15 protein-coding genes are annotated in these 13,912 nt (G+C 28.6%); 11 read left to right on the top strand and 4 right to left on the bottom strand.

All coding sequences use genetic code 11. From position 1 onward, the window contains the following. Positions 1-3 precede the first annotated feature (3 nt). Genes ACTTBO_RS00255 through ACTTBO_RS00305 form a run of 11 tightly spaced genes read left to right on the top strand, consistent with a single transcriptional unit; the run spans position 4 to position 10,264 of the window. A complete protein-coding gene (locus tag ACTTBO_RS00255) occupies positions 4-780 on the top strand; it encodes an ATP-binding cassette domain-containing protein (protein WP_440655625.1) in 777 nt (258 codons plus the stop codon). A 5-nt stretch (positions 781-785) separates the two neighbouring features. Continuing rightward, a complete protein-coding gene (gene aroA, locus ACTTBO_RS00260; RefSeq protein WP_440655626.1) occupies positions 786-2,105 on the top strand; it encodes a 3-phosphoshikimate 1-carboxyvinyltransferase in 1,320 nt (439 codons plus the stop codon). Further along, positions 2,102-2,758, top strand: a complete 657-nt coding sequence (gene cmk / locus ACTTBO_RS00265; RefSeq protein ID WP_440655627.1) for a (d)CMP kinase — start codon at positions 2,102-2,104, stop codon at positions 2,756-2,758. Before aroA ends, cmk begins: the two co-directional genes overlap by 4 nt. Next, positions 2,758-4,485 (top strand): S1 RNA-binding domain-containing protein, encoded by a 1,728-nt coding sequence (locus tag ACTTBO_RS00270; protein ID WP_440655628.1) that lies wholly within the window; start codon positions 2,758-2,760, stop codon positions 4,483-4,485. Before cmk ends, ACTTBO_RS00270 begins: the two co-directional genes overlap by 1 nt. A gap of 16 nt (positions 4,486-4,501) precedes the next feature. Beyond that, positions 4,502-4,792 carry an HU family DNA-binding protein gene (locus tag ACTTBO_RS00275; protein WP_440655630.1) on the top strand — a complete coding sequence of 97 codons (291 nt, stop codon included), beginning with the start codon at positions 4,502-4,504 and terminating at the stop codon, positions 4,790-4,792. Next, positions 4,782-5,471, top strand: a complete 690-nt coding sequence (gene pyrF / locus ACTTBO_RS00280; RefSeq protein ID WP_440655631.1) for an orotidine-5'-phosphate decarboxylase — start codon at positions 4,782-4,784, stop codon at positions 5,469-5,471. The genes ACTTBO_RS00275 and pyrF overlap by 11 nt, the downstream gene beginning before the upstream one ends. Continuing rightward, positions 5,471-6,100, top strand: coding sequence for a phosphoribosylanthranilate isomerase (locus ACTTBO_RS00285; RefSeq protein ID WP_440655633.1), 630 nt, complete (start codon positions 5,471-5,473; stop codon positions 6,098-6,100). The genes pyrF and ACTTBO_RS00285 overlap by 1 nt, the downstream gene beginning before the upstream one ends. Beyond that, entirely contained in the window at positions 6,090-7,319 is a 1,230-nt protein-coding gene (gene trpB, locus ACTTBO_RS00290; RefSeq protein ID WP_440651904.1) for a tryptophan synthase subunit beta, read from the top strand. The genes ACTTBO_RS00285 and trpB overlap by 11 nt, the downstream gene beginning before the upstream one ends. Then, positions 7,319-8,119, top strand: a complete 801-nt coding sequence (gene trpA / locus ACTTBO_RS00295; protein WP_440655635.1) for a tryptophan synthase subunit alpha — start codon at positions 7,319-7,321, stop codon at positions 8,117-8,119. The genes trpB and trpA overlap by 1 nt, the downstream gene beginning before the upstream one ends. Continuing rightward, on the top strand, positions 8,116-9,045 hold the full coding sequence (locus ACTTBO_RS00300) for an acetyl-CoA carboxylase carboxyltransferase subunit beta (RefSeq protein WP_440655637.1): 930 nt from the start codon (positions 8,116-8,118) through the stop codon (positions 9,043-9,045). Before trpA ends, ACTTBO_RS00300 begins: the two co-directional genes overlap by 4 nt. Beyond that, positions 8,999-10,264 carry a bifunctional folylpolyglutamate synthase/dihydrofolate synthase gene (locus ACTTBO_RS00305; protein ID WP_440655639.1) on the top strand — a complete coding sequence of 422 codons (1,266 nt, stop codon included), beginning with the start codon at positions 8,999-9,001 and terminating at the stop codon, positions 10,262-10,264. Before ACTTBO_RS00300 ends, ACTTBO_RS00305 begins: the two co-directional genes overlap by 47 nt. Here the strand turns inward: ACTTBO_RS00305 and ACTTBO_RS00310 are convergent. From ACTTBO_RS00310 to ACTTBO_RS00325, 4 genes are read right to left on the bottom strand one after another with little or no spacing between them, the layout of a single operon-like run. Continuing rightward, a complete protein-coding gene (locus ACTTBO_RS00310; protein ID WP_075505964.1) occupies positions 10,261-10,578 on the bottom strand; it encodes a thioredoxin family protein in 318 nt (105 codons plus the stop codon). The genes ACTTBO_RS00305 and ACTTBO_RS00310 overlap by 4 nt on opposite strands. A gap of 34 nt (positions 10,579-10,612) precedes the next feature. Continuing rightward, positions 10,613-12,049, bottom strand: a complete 1,437-nt coding sequence (locus ACTTBO_RS00315) for an exonuclease domain-containing protein (RefSeq protein ID WP_440655640.1) — start codon at positions 12,047-12,049, stop codon at positions 10,613-10,615. 15 nt (positions 12,050-12,064) lie between these two features. Then, entirely contained in the window at positions 12,065-12,751 is a 687-nt protein-coding gene (locus tag ACTTBO_RS00320; RefSeq protein ID WP_440655642.1) for a hypothetical protein, read from the bottom strand. Positions 12,752-12,788: 37 nt separating this feature from the next. Next, on the bottom strand, positions 12,789-13,886 hold the full coding sequence (locus tag ACTTBO_RS00325) for a DNA recombination protein RmuC (protein WP_440655643.1): 1,098 nt from the start codon (positions 13,884-13,886) through the stop codon (positions 12,789-12,791). Between the last annotated feature and the right edge of the window lie 26 nt (positions 13,887-13,912).

The raw sequence follows: 13,912 nt of genomic DNA on the forward strand, positions 1-13,912 counted from the left end.
TAAATGGCAATTATTAAAAAATTTAGAATTAAATCTTTTAAAAATAAAAATGCTCTAATTGAATTTGAAAATGTCTCTATTGCCTATGGTAATAGACTAATATTAGATAATATAAATTTTAAAGTTAATCGAAATACTATACATGGAATGCTTGGCCCTAATGGTGCTGGAAAGAGTACAATTTTTAATTTAATTACTGGTTTAATTAAGCCAAAAAATGGAAAAATTAGAATTAACAATCAAGATGTTACCAATCTTCCAATTTATCACAGAACAAGAGAGTTTAAGTTAGGTTATGTGCCTCAATACGGTGGTTTTTTTGGTGATCTAACTCTTGAAGATAATTTAAAGGCAATCAGTGAAATCGCAATTAGTGCTAAAAATTTAAGACAAGAAAGAATTAACTTTTTGATATCTAAATTTGAGTTTGATAATTTAAAAGATATAAAAGCAAAATACTTATCTGGTGGACAAAAAAAAAGATTGGTAATTTCATTATCTTTATTGAGTGAACCTAAAATTTTATTGCTGGATGAAGTATTCGCAGCATTAGATGTATTAACCATAAAAATGTTACAAGAAACAATTGTAGATCTTCAGCAAGAATATCAAATAACAACATGCATTTGTGATCACCAAGCAAGAGATCTCTTATCTTGTGTGGATTTGGCAATGATTTTAAATAATGGTAAAATTATTGCTGAAGGAACTCCATCAAATTTGGTAAAAAATATAAATGCTAAAAACGCTTATTTTGGTGATAATTTTAAATTCAATTAATTTTAATGACAAATATAACCATCATTAAAAAAAAGATTAAAAAATTTAAAAAAAAAATTACTGTAAACGGAGACAAAAGTATCAGTATCAGGTGGGTTTTATTTTCTTCTCTTGCTAGTGGTATTTCAAAAGCAAACAATCTTTTAATGTCAGAAGATGTAATTGCCGCTCTTAAGACAATTAAAAAACTTGGGATTAAGTACAAAGTAAATAAAAATTTTTGCACAATTTATGGTAAAGGATTGAGAGGGTATAAATACAAAAAAAATATCACATTAAATGCAGAGAATTCAGGAACACTTGGAAGATTAATACTTGGTTTCTTGATAAATACGCCCTATCCAATAAAATTGGTTGGAGATAAAAGTTTATCAAAAAGAGATTTTAAAAGAATAACTGATCCATTAAGTTGTTTTGGAGCAAAATTTAAATTAAAAAAAAATAAAAATTTACCATTAATAATAACTGGATCTAAAAATTTAAAATCAATTAAATATTTAGAGAATCGAGGATCAGCCCAGTGTAAAAGTTCTGTAATATTTGCTGGGATGTTAGCTAATGGAACAACAGTTATTAAAGCAAAAAAATCAAGAAATCATACTGAAGTTCTATGTAAATATTTGGACTTACCGTTAAAAATTAAAAGTAATAAAAATTATGATTTTATTAAAGTTAAAAAAATAACAAAAATAAAGCCTTTAAATTATAACATTCCTTCAGATATTAGTTCGAGTGCTTTTTTCATTGCCTTAACCGCTTTATCAAAAAATTCGGAACTTGTTATAAAAAACGTAAATATTAATAATTCAAGGGTAGGAATTATAAAGATACTAAAAAAGATGGGTGTAAAAATTTTATATGAAAATAAAAAAATTTATAAAGGTGAAAAAATTGCTAATATTAATATAAAAAGCCCTAATTCTTTAAAAGCAATTAATTGCCCCACAAAATTAAACAGTCAGGCTATAGATGAGTTTTTAGTAATATTTTTAATTGCAGCAAAAGCTAATGGTGTTTCTTATTTCAAAGGGTTATCTGAATTGAATCAAAAAGAAAGTCCAAGATTAGATTGGGGTTCAAAAATACTCAATAAAATGGGAATAAGAAATATTAAAACTGAGGATTCAATTAAAATTTTTGGAAACCCCAATTTAAAGCTTAATAAAAAGATTGTAATAAAAAATTTCTTAAAAGACCACAGAGTATTTATGACAAGTGTTATTGCAGCATTATCTTTTGGAGGTAAATGGGAAATCTACGACAATGACTCTATCAAAACATCATTTCCAAATTTTTTAAAAATTATTAATAAACTAAATAAATGATTAAAAGAAAAAACATTTTAAAAATTGCTATAGATTCTCCAGCAGCTGCTGGAGCGGGAACTTTGGCAAAATCTATTTCAAAACATTACAATCTATTTTACTTAGATACTGGAAAAATATATAGATTTATTGCTTATTTAAAAATTAAATTTCCTAACAATTTTAAAAATAAGTTTATAAGATCAAAAATTAAATCTTTGAAAATAAAAGATCTTTTAAACACAAAGTTGCTATCTGATGAAGTTGGTACAGAAGCTTCTATAATTTCTAAAAATAAATCTATTAGAAAAATGGTTCATTCTTTCCAAATTAATTTTGCGTACAATCCACCTAAAAAATATAAAGGTTCCTGCCTTGATGGAAGAGATATTACATATAATATTGTTCCCGATGCTGACTTTAAATTTTACATAACTGCAGATGTAAAAATAAGAGCATTAAGAAGATACAAGGAATTAAAAGGATTAAAAAAAAAGATAACGTATAAAGAAGTCTTAAAAAGCATTAAAAAACGCGATAAAAATGATTTAAATAGGAAAATATCTCCTTTAAAGAAAACAAAAGATTCACTATTGATTAATACAACAAACCTTAATAAAAGGGCATGTTTTTTAAAAATAAAAAAAATAATAGACAGGAAAATTAAAATTTAATGGAAATTTATAAAGACTTATCTAATCCAGCATCTCAAGAATTCGAAAAATTACTAAGTAGTCAGCTTTCAAAAGTTCAAATAGAAGAAGGTAAAATAATTGAAGGTAAAATAAATAAAATTACTGAAAAATTTGTATTTTTATTTGTTGAAGGTTTAAAATCAGAACCAGTTCTTGATATTAATGAATTAAAGAGCATGGGTCTTTCTGAAAAAATTAAAGTTGGAGAAACTATTCCAGTTTTACTTGAAAAAATTGAGGATAAACATGGTGAAGTTTTAGTTTCTGCAAGTAAAGCTCAAAAAATTAAAGGTTGGGACAAACTAGTTGAAGCTTATGAGAAGAATGAGCCTATCATGGGTAAAATTACATCAAAATGTAAAGGTGGTTGTATAGTTGAACATATAGATACAGGTTCACTAATGTTTTTACCTGGTTCTCAGATTAGTGATAAGCCCTTAAAAGATATAAGTCATTTAATGAATGAACCACAAAAATTTGCGCTCATCAAACTTGATAAAGTAAGAGGAAATGCCTGTGTATCCAGAAGAGAAATAATCTCTTCTTTTAAGAAAGAGGATAAAGCAAAAATAGTTGAGAAATACAAAGTGGGTGACATTATAAAAGGTGCAGAGGTAAAAGGATATAGTTCATTTGGTTGCTTCTTTAATGTTAATGGCGAATTAGATGTATTAGTTCACCTACAAGAAATTTCTTATTCAAGAGTAAATCATCCTGATGAGGTTTTTAATATAGGTGAAAAACATGATTTAAAAGTTATCAGTGTTGATAAAGAAAAATTACAAGTTGGATGTTCGGTAAAACAATTATCTCCAGATCCTTTTGAGCATATTGAAAATTACGAGTTAAACAAAATCTATAAAGTTAAAGTGGTAAAATTAATGGACTTTGGAGCTTTTTGTGAATTAGAACCAGGTTTAACAACCCTGCTTCATTCAAGCGAACTAAGCTGGACTAAAAAAAATATTTCAGCAAAAAAAATGTTTAAAGTTGGTGACGAGATAGATTGCGTAATTACTGAGATAGATAAAGATAAAAGACGTGTAGCTATTTCACACAGGTTAACTCAAGATAATCCTTTCGAAACATTTGAGAAAAAATATCCTGTAGATACAATTGTTGAGGGAGAAGTTGTAAACAAAAATGAATATTCTTTATTTGTTAAAATTGAAGATTTAGATATTGATGCTTTTTTACATTGTAATGATTTAACATATTTAAATAACGGCGAAGAAGAACTGTCTAAGTATAAAAAAGGTGATAAGCTTAAAGTTAAAGTATTAGAAATAAAATCTTCAGAACAAAAGATTAGAGTTGGTTTAAGACAAACTCAAGCAGATCCATTTGATTGGTTTAAAGATAAGTCAAAAAATCAAACAATAACTGTTAAAGTTGTTTCAACTGATAACAAAGGACTTATAGTAAGACCAGAAGGTTGTGAAATGAATTTTCAAATTAAAAAATCTGCAATAGCAATTAATGCTGCCGATGCTAGACCTAGTAGATGGACAGGTGGTGAGAAATTAGACTGTGCAATAGCAGATTTGGACATGAATAAGAGAAAAGTAACATTAAGTATCAAATTACTTGAAGAAATTGAGAAAAAAGAGGCTCTAGAAAAATATGGATCTGAAGGTTCTGGTAAAAACCTACCTTTTTCATCATTATCTGAGGATTTAAAGAAAAAAGAAGAAGAGAAAGAATAATTGAAGAAGTGATAAATTGGCTATTGTAAAATCAAAGCTTTTAAAACAACTCTCTCAAAACTACCCAAATTTCTTAAAAAAAGATTTAGAGAAATTTACTGATATAATTTTAAATGAAATAAAAAGATCACTTCGTAGAGGAGATGGAGTTGAATTAAGAAATTTTGGAACATTTAGAGTTAAGACTCAAAAAGCCTCTATTAAAAGAAATCCAAAAACTGGCGAAAAAGTTGCAGTTCCTGAAAAGAAAGTAATATCATGGAAAATGAGCAAGGAAATGTTTAAAAAGATTAATAATGAAGAATAAAATTATTTTCGTTGCATGTGATACTTCAAATTTAAATGAAATAAAAAAAATTCTTAAAAATATTAATACAAAACAATTAAAAATTATTCCAAAATTTGGATTACAGTTTTTTTACTCAAAAAATGGAAGAAAATTTTTAGAAAAATATAAATCAGATTTTTGGTTAGATTTAAAAATTAATGATATACCACAAACAGCTCTTTCTGCAGTTGATAGTTTAAAAGATTTGAAAAATTGCAAATATATTACAGTTCATGCAAACGGTGGTCTTAAAATGCTAAAAGCAATTAAAAATAAAACTAAACAAATTAATAAAAATTTGAAAGTACTAGGAGTTACTGTGTTAACTAGTCTTAACAATAAATCGTTAAAAGAAATTGGTCATACTAAAACAGTTGACCAACTAGTTTTAAAACAAGCTGGTATTGTTAAAAAATCAGGGTGTGATGGGATAGTTTGCTCTGCAATAGAAGCAAAAATGATTAGAAAAAAATACAAAAATTTATTAGTCATCACACCTGGTATAAGATTGCCAGGTGACAATACAAACGATCAAGCTAGAGTAATGACACCAAAAGATGCTTTCAAAAATAAAGTTTCGGGAGTGGTAATTGGAAGATCTCTTACAAAAGGTAATATTAAGAATAATATTAAAAAATTAATTAATCATTTATACTGATGATTAAGGGTTGTAAAATTTGTGGGATTTCTGATCCTGATACTTTAAATTTTTTAATTGATCACCCTCACCCACCAACATTTATAGGATTTATTTGCAACTATCCAAAAAGTTCTAGATATGTTGAATATGAAAATTTAAAAAAACTTTTAATCAATGATCCAAAAAAAAGTTACTATGTTGCTGTTCTGGTAAAACCAAATATAAATATTTTAGAGAAAATTAAAAACTTACCTTTTGATTACTATCAACTATATGATTGTACACCAGAGGAAATAAAAGAGATAAAAGAAAAATATCAAAAGAAAATTATTACAGCTTTCACAATAAAATCAAAGTCTGATTTGAGTAATTATAAATTATATTCTGATTATACTGATATTTATTTATTTGATAGTAAGGGCTACGAGAAAAGTCAGTCTTTTGATCATGACTTGATTAAAAATATCAAATTAAACAAGGAATTAATGATTGCTGGAAATATTCAGTACAATGAAGAGCTTAAAAATTTCAAAAATTTGGCAAATTTTATAGATTTATCTGGTGGTGTAGAAACATCTGGATTAAAAGACCTATCCAAAATAGAATTTTTTTTAAATAAAGTTAATGAAATTAAAAATGAAGCTTAAAAAAGGTGTTCCATTAATTGATCAACATGATCAACAAGGGTTTTGGGGAGGAAAATTTGGAGGTAGCTTTATACCTGAAACTTTGAAAAAACCAGTAGAGGATTTAACAAAAGAATTTAAGAAACTTAGAAATAATAAAGCCTTTTTAAAAAAAAGAGATTATTATTTTAAAAATTATATTGGATCTCCAACCTCTTTTGTGAAATTAGAAAATTTGTCCAATCATTTAGGTGGAGCTCAAATTTGGGCAAAAGTAGTTTCTGAAGCAAATGGAGGTGCACATAAAATCTATAATGCCACTGTTCATGCACTAATTTGTAAAGCTATGGGTAAAAAATATATCGTTGGTGATACTGGTGCTGGATATGCAGGAAAAATGTTAAGTATGGCAGCAAAAAAATTTGGGCTTAAATGTAAAATTTTTATGGGTGCTAAAGACATTAAAAGACAAAAACCAAATTGTGACGCTATGAGAAAAAATGGTGCAGAAATTGTACCAGTTTATTCTGGAAGTCAGACTTTAGTTGATGCAGTGAGTGAATGTATGAGATATTGGGTATCTAATTGTGATAATACACACATGTGCGTTGGTAGTACTGTTGGACCAAATATCTTTGTAAAAATATGTGGTTGGTCAACTGCACAAATTTCTAGAGAATTAAGAAAACAGCTTAAAGAAGAATTTAAAAGAATTCCAAATAAAATTAAGTTAATTAATTGTGTTGGAGGTGGTAGTTCTGCATATGGATTTTGGAGCGAGTTTATTGATTTTGATAAAAAACAAATAGAATTAATTGGTGTAGAAGCTGGAGGTCCTAAAAAATCTAAACTTCATGCCGCACCACTAAGCAGAAATGCAAAAGTTGGTATTTTGCATGGGGCAGCTTCATATGTTTGCCAAAATAATGAAGGACAAATTAATGATACAGAATCTATAAGTGCTGGTTTAGATTATCCTGGTGTTAGTCCTATTCATTGCTTTTTAAAAGATACTAAAAGAGCACGATATACTTATGCAACAGATGAGGATGCACTTAATGCACATGTAATGGTAACTAAATTTGAAAAACTTAATCCAAGTTTAGAACCAAGTCATGCTTTTGCTGAGGCAATAAAAATTGCTCCAAAATTAAGCAAAGATACAATTATAATTGTTAATTCTTGTGGTGATGCAAAAAAAGATAGAGATATTTTAAGAGAAAGATTGGGAAAACATTAATGAGCTCTTTACTTAATAAAGCTTTTTTAAATGCAAAAAAAGAAAATAGACCTGCCTTACTGACCTATACAGTTGCAGGTGATAATACTAAAAAAAAATCTTTAGAAATTCTTAAGTCTATTTCTGACTATGCTGATATTTGTGAATTGGGTTTTCCTCACAACACTCCCATAGCTGATGGAGGTCAAATCCAAACTAGCGCCTATAGGGCAATTAAAAATGGTATTAAAATTAACGATGTATTTTCAATTGCAAAAAATTTTAAAAAATCAAAAAAAAATACACCAATTATACTAATGGGTTATTACAATATGATATTTCAGTACAATGAAAATAAATTTTTAGATAGATGTAAAAAATCAAAAGTAGATGGACTAATTGTTGTAGATTTACCTTATCCAGAAAACAAAGGTTTTGCGTTAAAATGTAAAAAAAATGGAGTAAATTTTATTCAGCTTGTCTCTCCTACTACATCTCAAATCAGATTAAAAAAAATAATAAAAGACTCGCACGATATGGTTTACTATATAAGCATGTTATCAACTACAGGAGGAAAACTAAAAGTATCTCCAAAGAAAATCTTGGAAAGATACAACAAAATTAAAAATCAAGATAAATCAAAAAATGTAGTGATTGGCTTTGGTATTACAGAAAAGACGATTAAATCTCTTAAAAAAGCTGATGGTTTGGTAGTTGGTAGCGCAATATGTAGAGAAATATCTAAATCAATAGAAAGAAGACAAAATACTGTCACAAATGTTACTAATATCGTTAAAAGATTAAGAAATAAAATTCAATGAACTGGATAACCAAAATTATTAAAGCAGGTGAAAAGATAAAAACTGCTATACGTGAAAGAGCTACTAAAGAAGATATTGCAAAAAGTGAATGGACAAGTTGTTGTCGAGGACCAATTCTAAAAAAAGATTTAGAAGCAAACCTTTGGGTATGTCCAGATTGTAATAAGCATCATAGAATTAAACCAAAACAAAGATTTGATATTTTGTTTGGAAAAAACAACTATGAAGTTTTTAAAACACCCATTCCAAAAGATGATCCTTTAAATTGGACAGACTCTAAATCATACAAAGATAGATTAAAAAGTGCTCGTAAGAAAACTGGATTAGATTGTGGGATGATGGTTGCATCTGGGACAATCAATAATATTAAAATAACAGCTGTTGCATCTGATTTTGACTTTTTAGGAGCTTCAATGGCTGCTGCAGAAGGTGAAGCATTTTTATATGGAATTCAAAATGCAATAGAAAATCAAACACCATTTATATGTATAAGCGCTGGTGGAGGAATGAGAATGATGGAAAGTTTAATTTCATTGTCTCAAATGACAAGAACTACACTTGCGATTAATGAATTAAAGAAAAATGGTTTACCTTACTTAGTTTGTATTACAGATCCAACTGCAGGAGGAATAACTGCTTCTTATGCAATGTTAGGAGATATTCATATTGCTGAACCTGGAGCTTTAATTGCATTTGCAGGTGCAAGAGTTATTCAAGGAACAGTAAAAGAAGAATTGCCTGAAGGTTTTCAAAAAAGTGAGTATGTTGAGAAAACTGGATTTGTTGATTTAATCGTAGAGAGAAGAGACCTAGCATCTAAAATAGGAACTTTATTATCAATTTTGTTAAAACAAAATTCTGCTATAAGTTCTGAGCAAAATGAGACTTCAGAAGATACTCAGCAATTTTCAAAAGTTGCATCCTAAAGAAATAGATTTATCTTTAGATAGAATTCAAAATCTTTGTAAGAAATTAGGAAAGCCTCAAGATAAAATTAAGGCCATATCAGTTGTAGGAACTAATGGAAAGAACTCTACCATCCAGGCTATTTATGCAATTCTTAAGGAAGCAAATTTAAAATGCAATGTTTATACGAGCCCACATATACAAAAAATTAATGAAAGATTTGTATTTAATAATCAGGAATTAAATGACGAGGAATTAGCCGATTTATTAGAAGAAGTTGAAAAAGTTAATAATAACGAACCAATAACTGTTTTTGAAATGTTATCAGCTTGTTTTTTTTATAAAGCTGCCCAGTATCCTAACAGTATCAATTTAATAGAAAGTGGTTTATTCCACCGTTTTGATGCCACTAATATTTTAAAAAGCAATCTTGCAAGTATAGTAACCTCTATAAGTAAAGATCATCTCGACTGGCTACCAAAAGAAAATCAAACAATAGAGCAAATTGTTTTTGAAAAAACATCTGCTTTACTTAATTCAAATATTATTATCGCTAAGCAAAATAAAAAAGAGACAATGGAATGTATTAAAAAAACTATAAAAAATAACTCTTCAAATAAATTATTTTTTAATAAGGACTTTAGTTATTCAATTCAAGAGAATGGTTTTTTTTACTATGAGGATAAATTTGGAGGTTTAAAACTTCCACTACCAAATGTTCTTGGTCAGTTTCAATTAGAAAATATATCAACTGCTATTGCAACTATAAGAACTTTAAATCTTGGAATTCAAAGCAATGAAATAGAAAGTGGTATTCAAAATATTAATAATCTTGCAAGATTACAGGAAATTAAATCTGGAAAACTAAAAGAACTTGTAAAAAATAATACATTATTAGTTTCTGGGGATCATAACCCTGATGGAGCTAGAGTGGTAAATGAATACCTCCAAACTTTAGATTGTAATAAACACATAATCTTAGGTATGATGTCCAACAAGGATCATAATGAGTATATTAGTTATTTTAAAAATATCTCAACCTTGACCACTATTGATATTCCAAACCAACCTAATTCAATTGGCGGAAAAGACTTAAAAAACAAACTTAATTCATTCAAAAATGTTCAGTACAAAGAAGATATATTTGATGCAATCAAGTCTATTTCGGTCAAGAAAAACGATGTAATTTTAATTACAGGCTCTCTTTATCTGGCAGGAGAAATACTTAACTTAAATTAGATATTTTTTTCTAAAAATTCTTTCATGTGGCTTTCAGGTACCCCACCAACTTTTCTATCTACTTCAACACCTTTTTTGTAAATAATAACAGTTGGTACGCCTCTTATGCCAGCAGCACTTCCAGTGTTTATTCCACCATCTTCTACATCTGCATAATAAAAACCAGCTTTACCTTTGTATTCATCAGCTAATTTATCCATCACTGGTTTTAAAGCTTTGCAAGGTCCGCACCAAGCAGCTGAAAACTGAATTACTGAAACATCTTCATTTTTGATTTTACTATCAAAATCTTCATCTTTAAAATCTATAAGCATAAATCCTTTCTATAAATTAAAGTTTTAAAGTCAACTATGCAATTTCATATTTTTTTTCAATAGACATAATAAATTCATTTATTTCATCTAATTTTTTAAGTTCTTCCTCATCATCTCTATTGGATGCTTGATCTCTTAAGGTGTCTATTTCAGTGTATGCCATTGCTATAGTTTGCCACTTTTCTCTATTTTTACTCAAAATTCTTCTAGCTATCTCACTTTTAATATTTTTATATAAATCTGGTGGCAATACGTGAGGTGCTTCTTGGTAAATAATTTTTTGTCCAAACCATGCACATCTCTTATCTTGAAATTTATCTAGTAATCTTAATTTGTCTTCCCATGATGAACTGTGCCAAGTTTTGAATAAAGCAGTATCTTTGTTTGGAACAAATTTCTCATACAATGTTTCCTCAGGAAGTAAATCTTCTTGATTTTGAGTTTGAGCCTTTTCTTCTGCAGCTTCCCTATTAATGATTTGAATATTTTTGCATAAGTTTTCACTAGATCTAACTAATTTAGCTCTTTTTTGAATTGTTTCTAAATCAAGATCTGCATAGGCTTTTTCTTTTAAAGCAAATTTTTTATCTAATACGACAGGCGCTTTATTTGTTTTAATTACTCTTAAAGCTTTAGGACTTATTTTTTTAAGATTAGCTTTAAGCTCATTAACTGACATGTTTAAAAAAGGCTCTGGATCTCTTCTTAAATCCCAAAGATATCCCCAGGAAGCATAAGATGGATGAAAACAATGTTCTGGATGTAATGTTGATACTAAATACATCATATTTCTTCCTTTAACATTTTCAAAAATTGAATAAATACCCTCTCCTTTTAAAATAGATTCCACACTACTCTTTGTGGAAGTGGTTAAAAATTTTTCCCAATTTTCGTTATGCTTTTCTTTTATAATTCTTAAAATTTTCAAACTAGTAAATGCATCGTGATATGCAGTATGTTGTTGGGAAGTATCAAATCCTTGTTGTCTTGCTAAACCTTCAAGAGCAAGACTTTCATTTCCAGCATCTGTTAATTCAGTTTTTAAAGTTTCAGAATTAATTGTTTGTGCGGCTCTTGCAACATGAAGACCATCGTGTTCTTTATTTGGAGACGAGTGAGTAATATAAGGATATCTGTTACCTTTAAAAAAATTAAAATGAAACATACGTCTGTCAAAATTTAAATTACTCCAGCCCATAAATAATGCTGGGGCTGCTTTTGAGAAGAAGTTTTCAACTGCTCCTAAGAATTCATAATGAGAATAATTTCCTTTAGTAAGTAAATCTATACTTGTTGAGTTTACTAATAGAGCTTTAGCACTTGGCACTTCTCCTTCTGGCATTCTGCCTCTGATATTTAACTTACCAATTTCATTTAAATTTTTATCAACAACAACTGCTCCAACCTCAATAATTGATCCCCAAATAGTGCTATTAGTTGTTTCAGTGTCGTAGATTACAAATTTGTCCATATTTTCTTATATATTTTAAGTTAAATTAGATAGTTCATGAAATTTTTTCAATCTTCCTAAAAACAAATTTTGATAGATGACTAAATCATGTCCTTGAATTTTAAATTCTTGGAATAATTTATCTACAGTGCAGACCAAAATAACACAAGAAGTGATATTGGAGTTATACACAACATTATGAGCTAAAGAATACGCGCTGGTTTGTAATAACCATGAATCGATATACTCAGCTTTCTTTGGTTTGTTGCTTTGTTTAAAGTCTATAATTGTTTCTTTTCCTTCATAAACTCCAACACAGTCCGCAGTGCCAGCATACTTATCTGGATAGTACAGTGTACACTCAACACCCCATATTTCTTCCAATCTATTTTTTAAACCATGATCTATTATTTCTTTTGCCATCAATTTATATTGTTCATTATCATCAAAAAAACTTAAATTTTCTCTCCCAAGCAAATAAGATTCTAAGTAGTTATGCATCTGTGAACCTCTGCTGCTTGCTGCTTTTGTGATAGCTTCAGCTTCTTTATATCCTGTTCTCTCTCTCCAATTTGCTAATGCTGCTTTATCCTCTTCAGATTTAGTAACATCTAAAATTGAAGTGACACTTGGTAATTTTTCTTCTCCCAAAAGATATCTTCTAATGCCATCAACAGTTGCTCTTGAAGATTTTGGATAATCATATTTACGATTCCATTGCATGAGATTTCTTATAAAGGGTATTATCAAAAAAAAGAAATTAATTTTTAATTTGTCTTTGTTTATCAACAAATTTTTCAACGTTGTCTGTTTGTACAGCTTTCTCAACTTGTTCTGGATCTTTTATACTTTCCAAAGTTCTATTTATTGATCTTGCATCTGTTCCAAATTTATCAACCACACCCATAGCATCTTCTAATTTTTTTCTAAGAACTACTATGTTGTCAAAGTGTTTTGAAAATCTTGTGCTTATTGTTTTTAAATGATTATAGATTTCAGTTGCTCCCTTTTGAACTTTCAAGGATTGAAAGCCCATGTGTAAAGATTGCAAATATGCTGACAAAGTATTAGGGCCACAGATTACAACTTTATATTTTTTCATTAATTCTTGCGTTAACAATTCTTTTGTACTTGGGTCTTGGTATTCAGTTAATTCTTTGTACAAACTTTCTGTAGGAGCATACACAATTGCAAAGTCAGTAGTTTTTGGTGGTACAATATATTTTTCATTTACACTTTTAGCTTTTGCTTTAAATGCAGTAGCTAATTTTGCTCTAGCATCGGCAACTAACCTTTTATCTTCCGCGTCATGACCATCGGTAATTGCTTTAAATTTCTCCACTGGAAAATGACTATCAACTGGAACTAAAACATCCCCTTGAAGCTTGATTGCAAATTCTACATTCTCACTTGTATTTTCTTTCATTTTGACATTTGTCATGAATTGAGAAGCTGGTAGTAAATCTTTAATTAGTGCATCCAAACTAAACTCTGCAAGAGTTCCATATTTTTTAACCCCAGCCAAAATCTTAGTTATACTCTCCTGGCTTTGATTTAATAATTGAACTTGTTGATTAAAATTTCCAACTTTTTCATCTACTTTAGTCAAAGCTTCTGTCATATCTTTTGTTACTCCAGTAGATAGATTATTAAATGAAGTGGACATTGCACCAAGTGAGCTATTGATTGTTGTATTTAAAGTATCTTTTAAACTTGAAATTTCAGATTTTAAGTTAGCTATTTCTTCAGCTTCTTTATTTTCTTTTTGATCTTCAGGCTTAGATCTCAAATTTAAGTAAAGAATTGCCGAAACTACTCCGAGCAACAGGATTAAAATAACTAAAAATATAGCTTCCATGAATCACTTTATATCATATATAAAAT

Source organism: Candidatus Pelagibacter sp. HIMB1509 (genome assembly GCF_052047855.1).
Classification (GTDB): Bacteria; Pseudomonadota; Alphaproteobacteria; order Pelagibacterales; family Pelagibacteraceae; genus Pelagibacter.

Excerpts from the sequence above, each read along its gene's own strand:
- ACTTBO_RS00325 (WP_440655643.1), bottom strand. The coding sequence starts at position 13,886 with ATGGAAGCTATATTTTTAGTTATTTTAATCCTGTTGCTCGGAGTAGTT.
- ACTTBO_RS00315 (WP_440655640.1), bottom strand. The coding sequence starts at position 12,049 with ATGGACAAATTTGTAATCTACGACACTGAAACAACTAATAGCACTATT.
- pyrF (WP_440655631.1), top strand. The coding sequence starts at position 4,782 with ATGAAGAATAAAATTATTTTCGTTGCATGTGATACTTCAAATTTAAAT.
- ACTTBO_RS00305 (WP_440655639.1), top strand. The coding sequence starts at position 8,999 with ATGAGACTTCAGAAGATACTCAGCAATTTTCAAAAGTTGCATCCTAAA.
- ACTTBO_RS00320 (WP_440655642.1), bottom strand. The coding sequence starts at position 12,751 with ATGCAATGGAATCGTAAATATGATTATCCAAAATCTTCAAGAGCAACT.
- cmk (WP_440655627.1), top strand. The coding sequence starts at position 2,102 with ATGATTAAAAGAAAAAACATTTTAAAAATTGCTATAGATTCTCCAGCA.
- ACTTBO_RS00255 (WP_440655625.1), top strand. The coding sequence starts at position 4 with ATGGCAATTATTAAAAAATTTAGAATTAAATCTTTTAAAAATAAAAAT.
- aroA (WP_440655626.1), top strand. The coding sequence starts at position 786 with ATGACAAATATAACCATCATTAAAAAAAAGATTAAAAAATTTAAAAAA.
- ACTTBO_RS00270 (WP_440655628.1), top strand. The coding sequence starts at position 2,758 with ATGGAAATTTATAAAGACTTATCTAATCCAGCATCTCAAGAATTCGAA.
- ACTTBO_RS00300 (WP_440655637.1), top strand. The coding sequence starts at position 8,116 with ATGAACTGGATAACCAAAATTATTAAAGCAGGTGAAAAGATAAAAACT.
- ACTTBO_RS00310 (WP_075505964.1), bottom strand. The coding sequence starts at position 10,578 with ATGCTTATAGATTTTAAAGATGAAGATTTTGATAGTAAAATCAAAAAT.
- ACTTBO_RS00285 (WP_440655633.1), top strand. The coding sequence starts at position 5,471 with ATGATTAAGGGTTGTAAAATTTGTGGGATTTCTGATCCTGATACTTTA.
- trpA (WP_440655635.1), top strand. The coding sequence starts at position 7,319 with ATGAGCTCTTTACTTAATAAAGCTTTTTTAAATGCAAAAAAAGAAAAT.
- trpB (WP_440651904.1), top strand. The coding sequence starts at position 6,090 with ATGAAGCTTAAAAAAGGTGTTCCATTAATTGATCAACATGATCAACAA.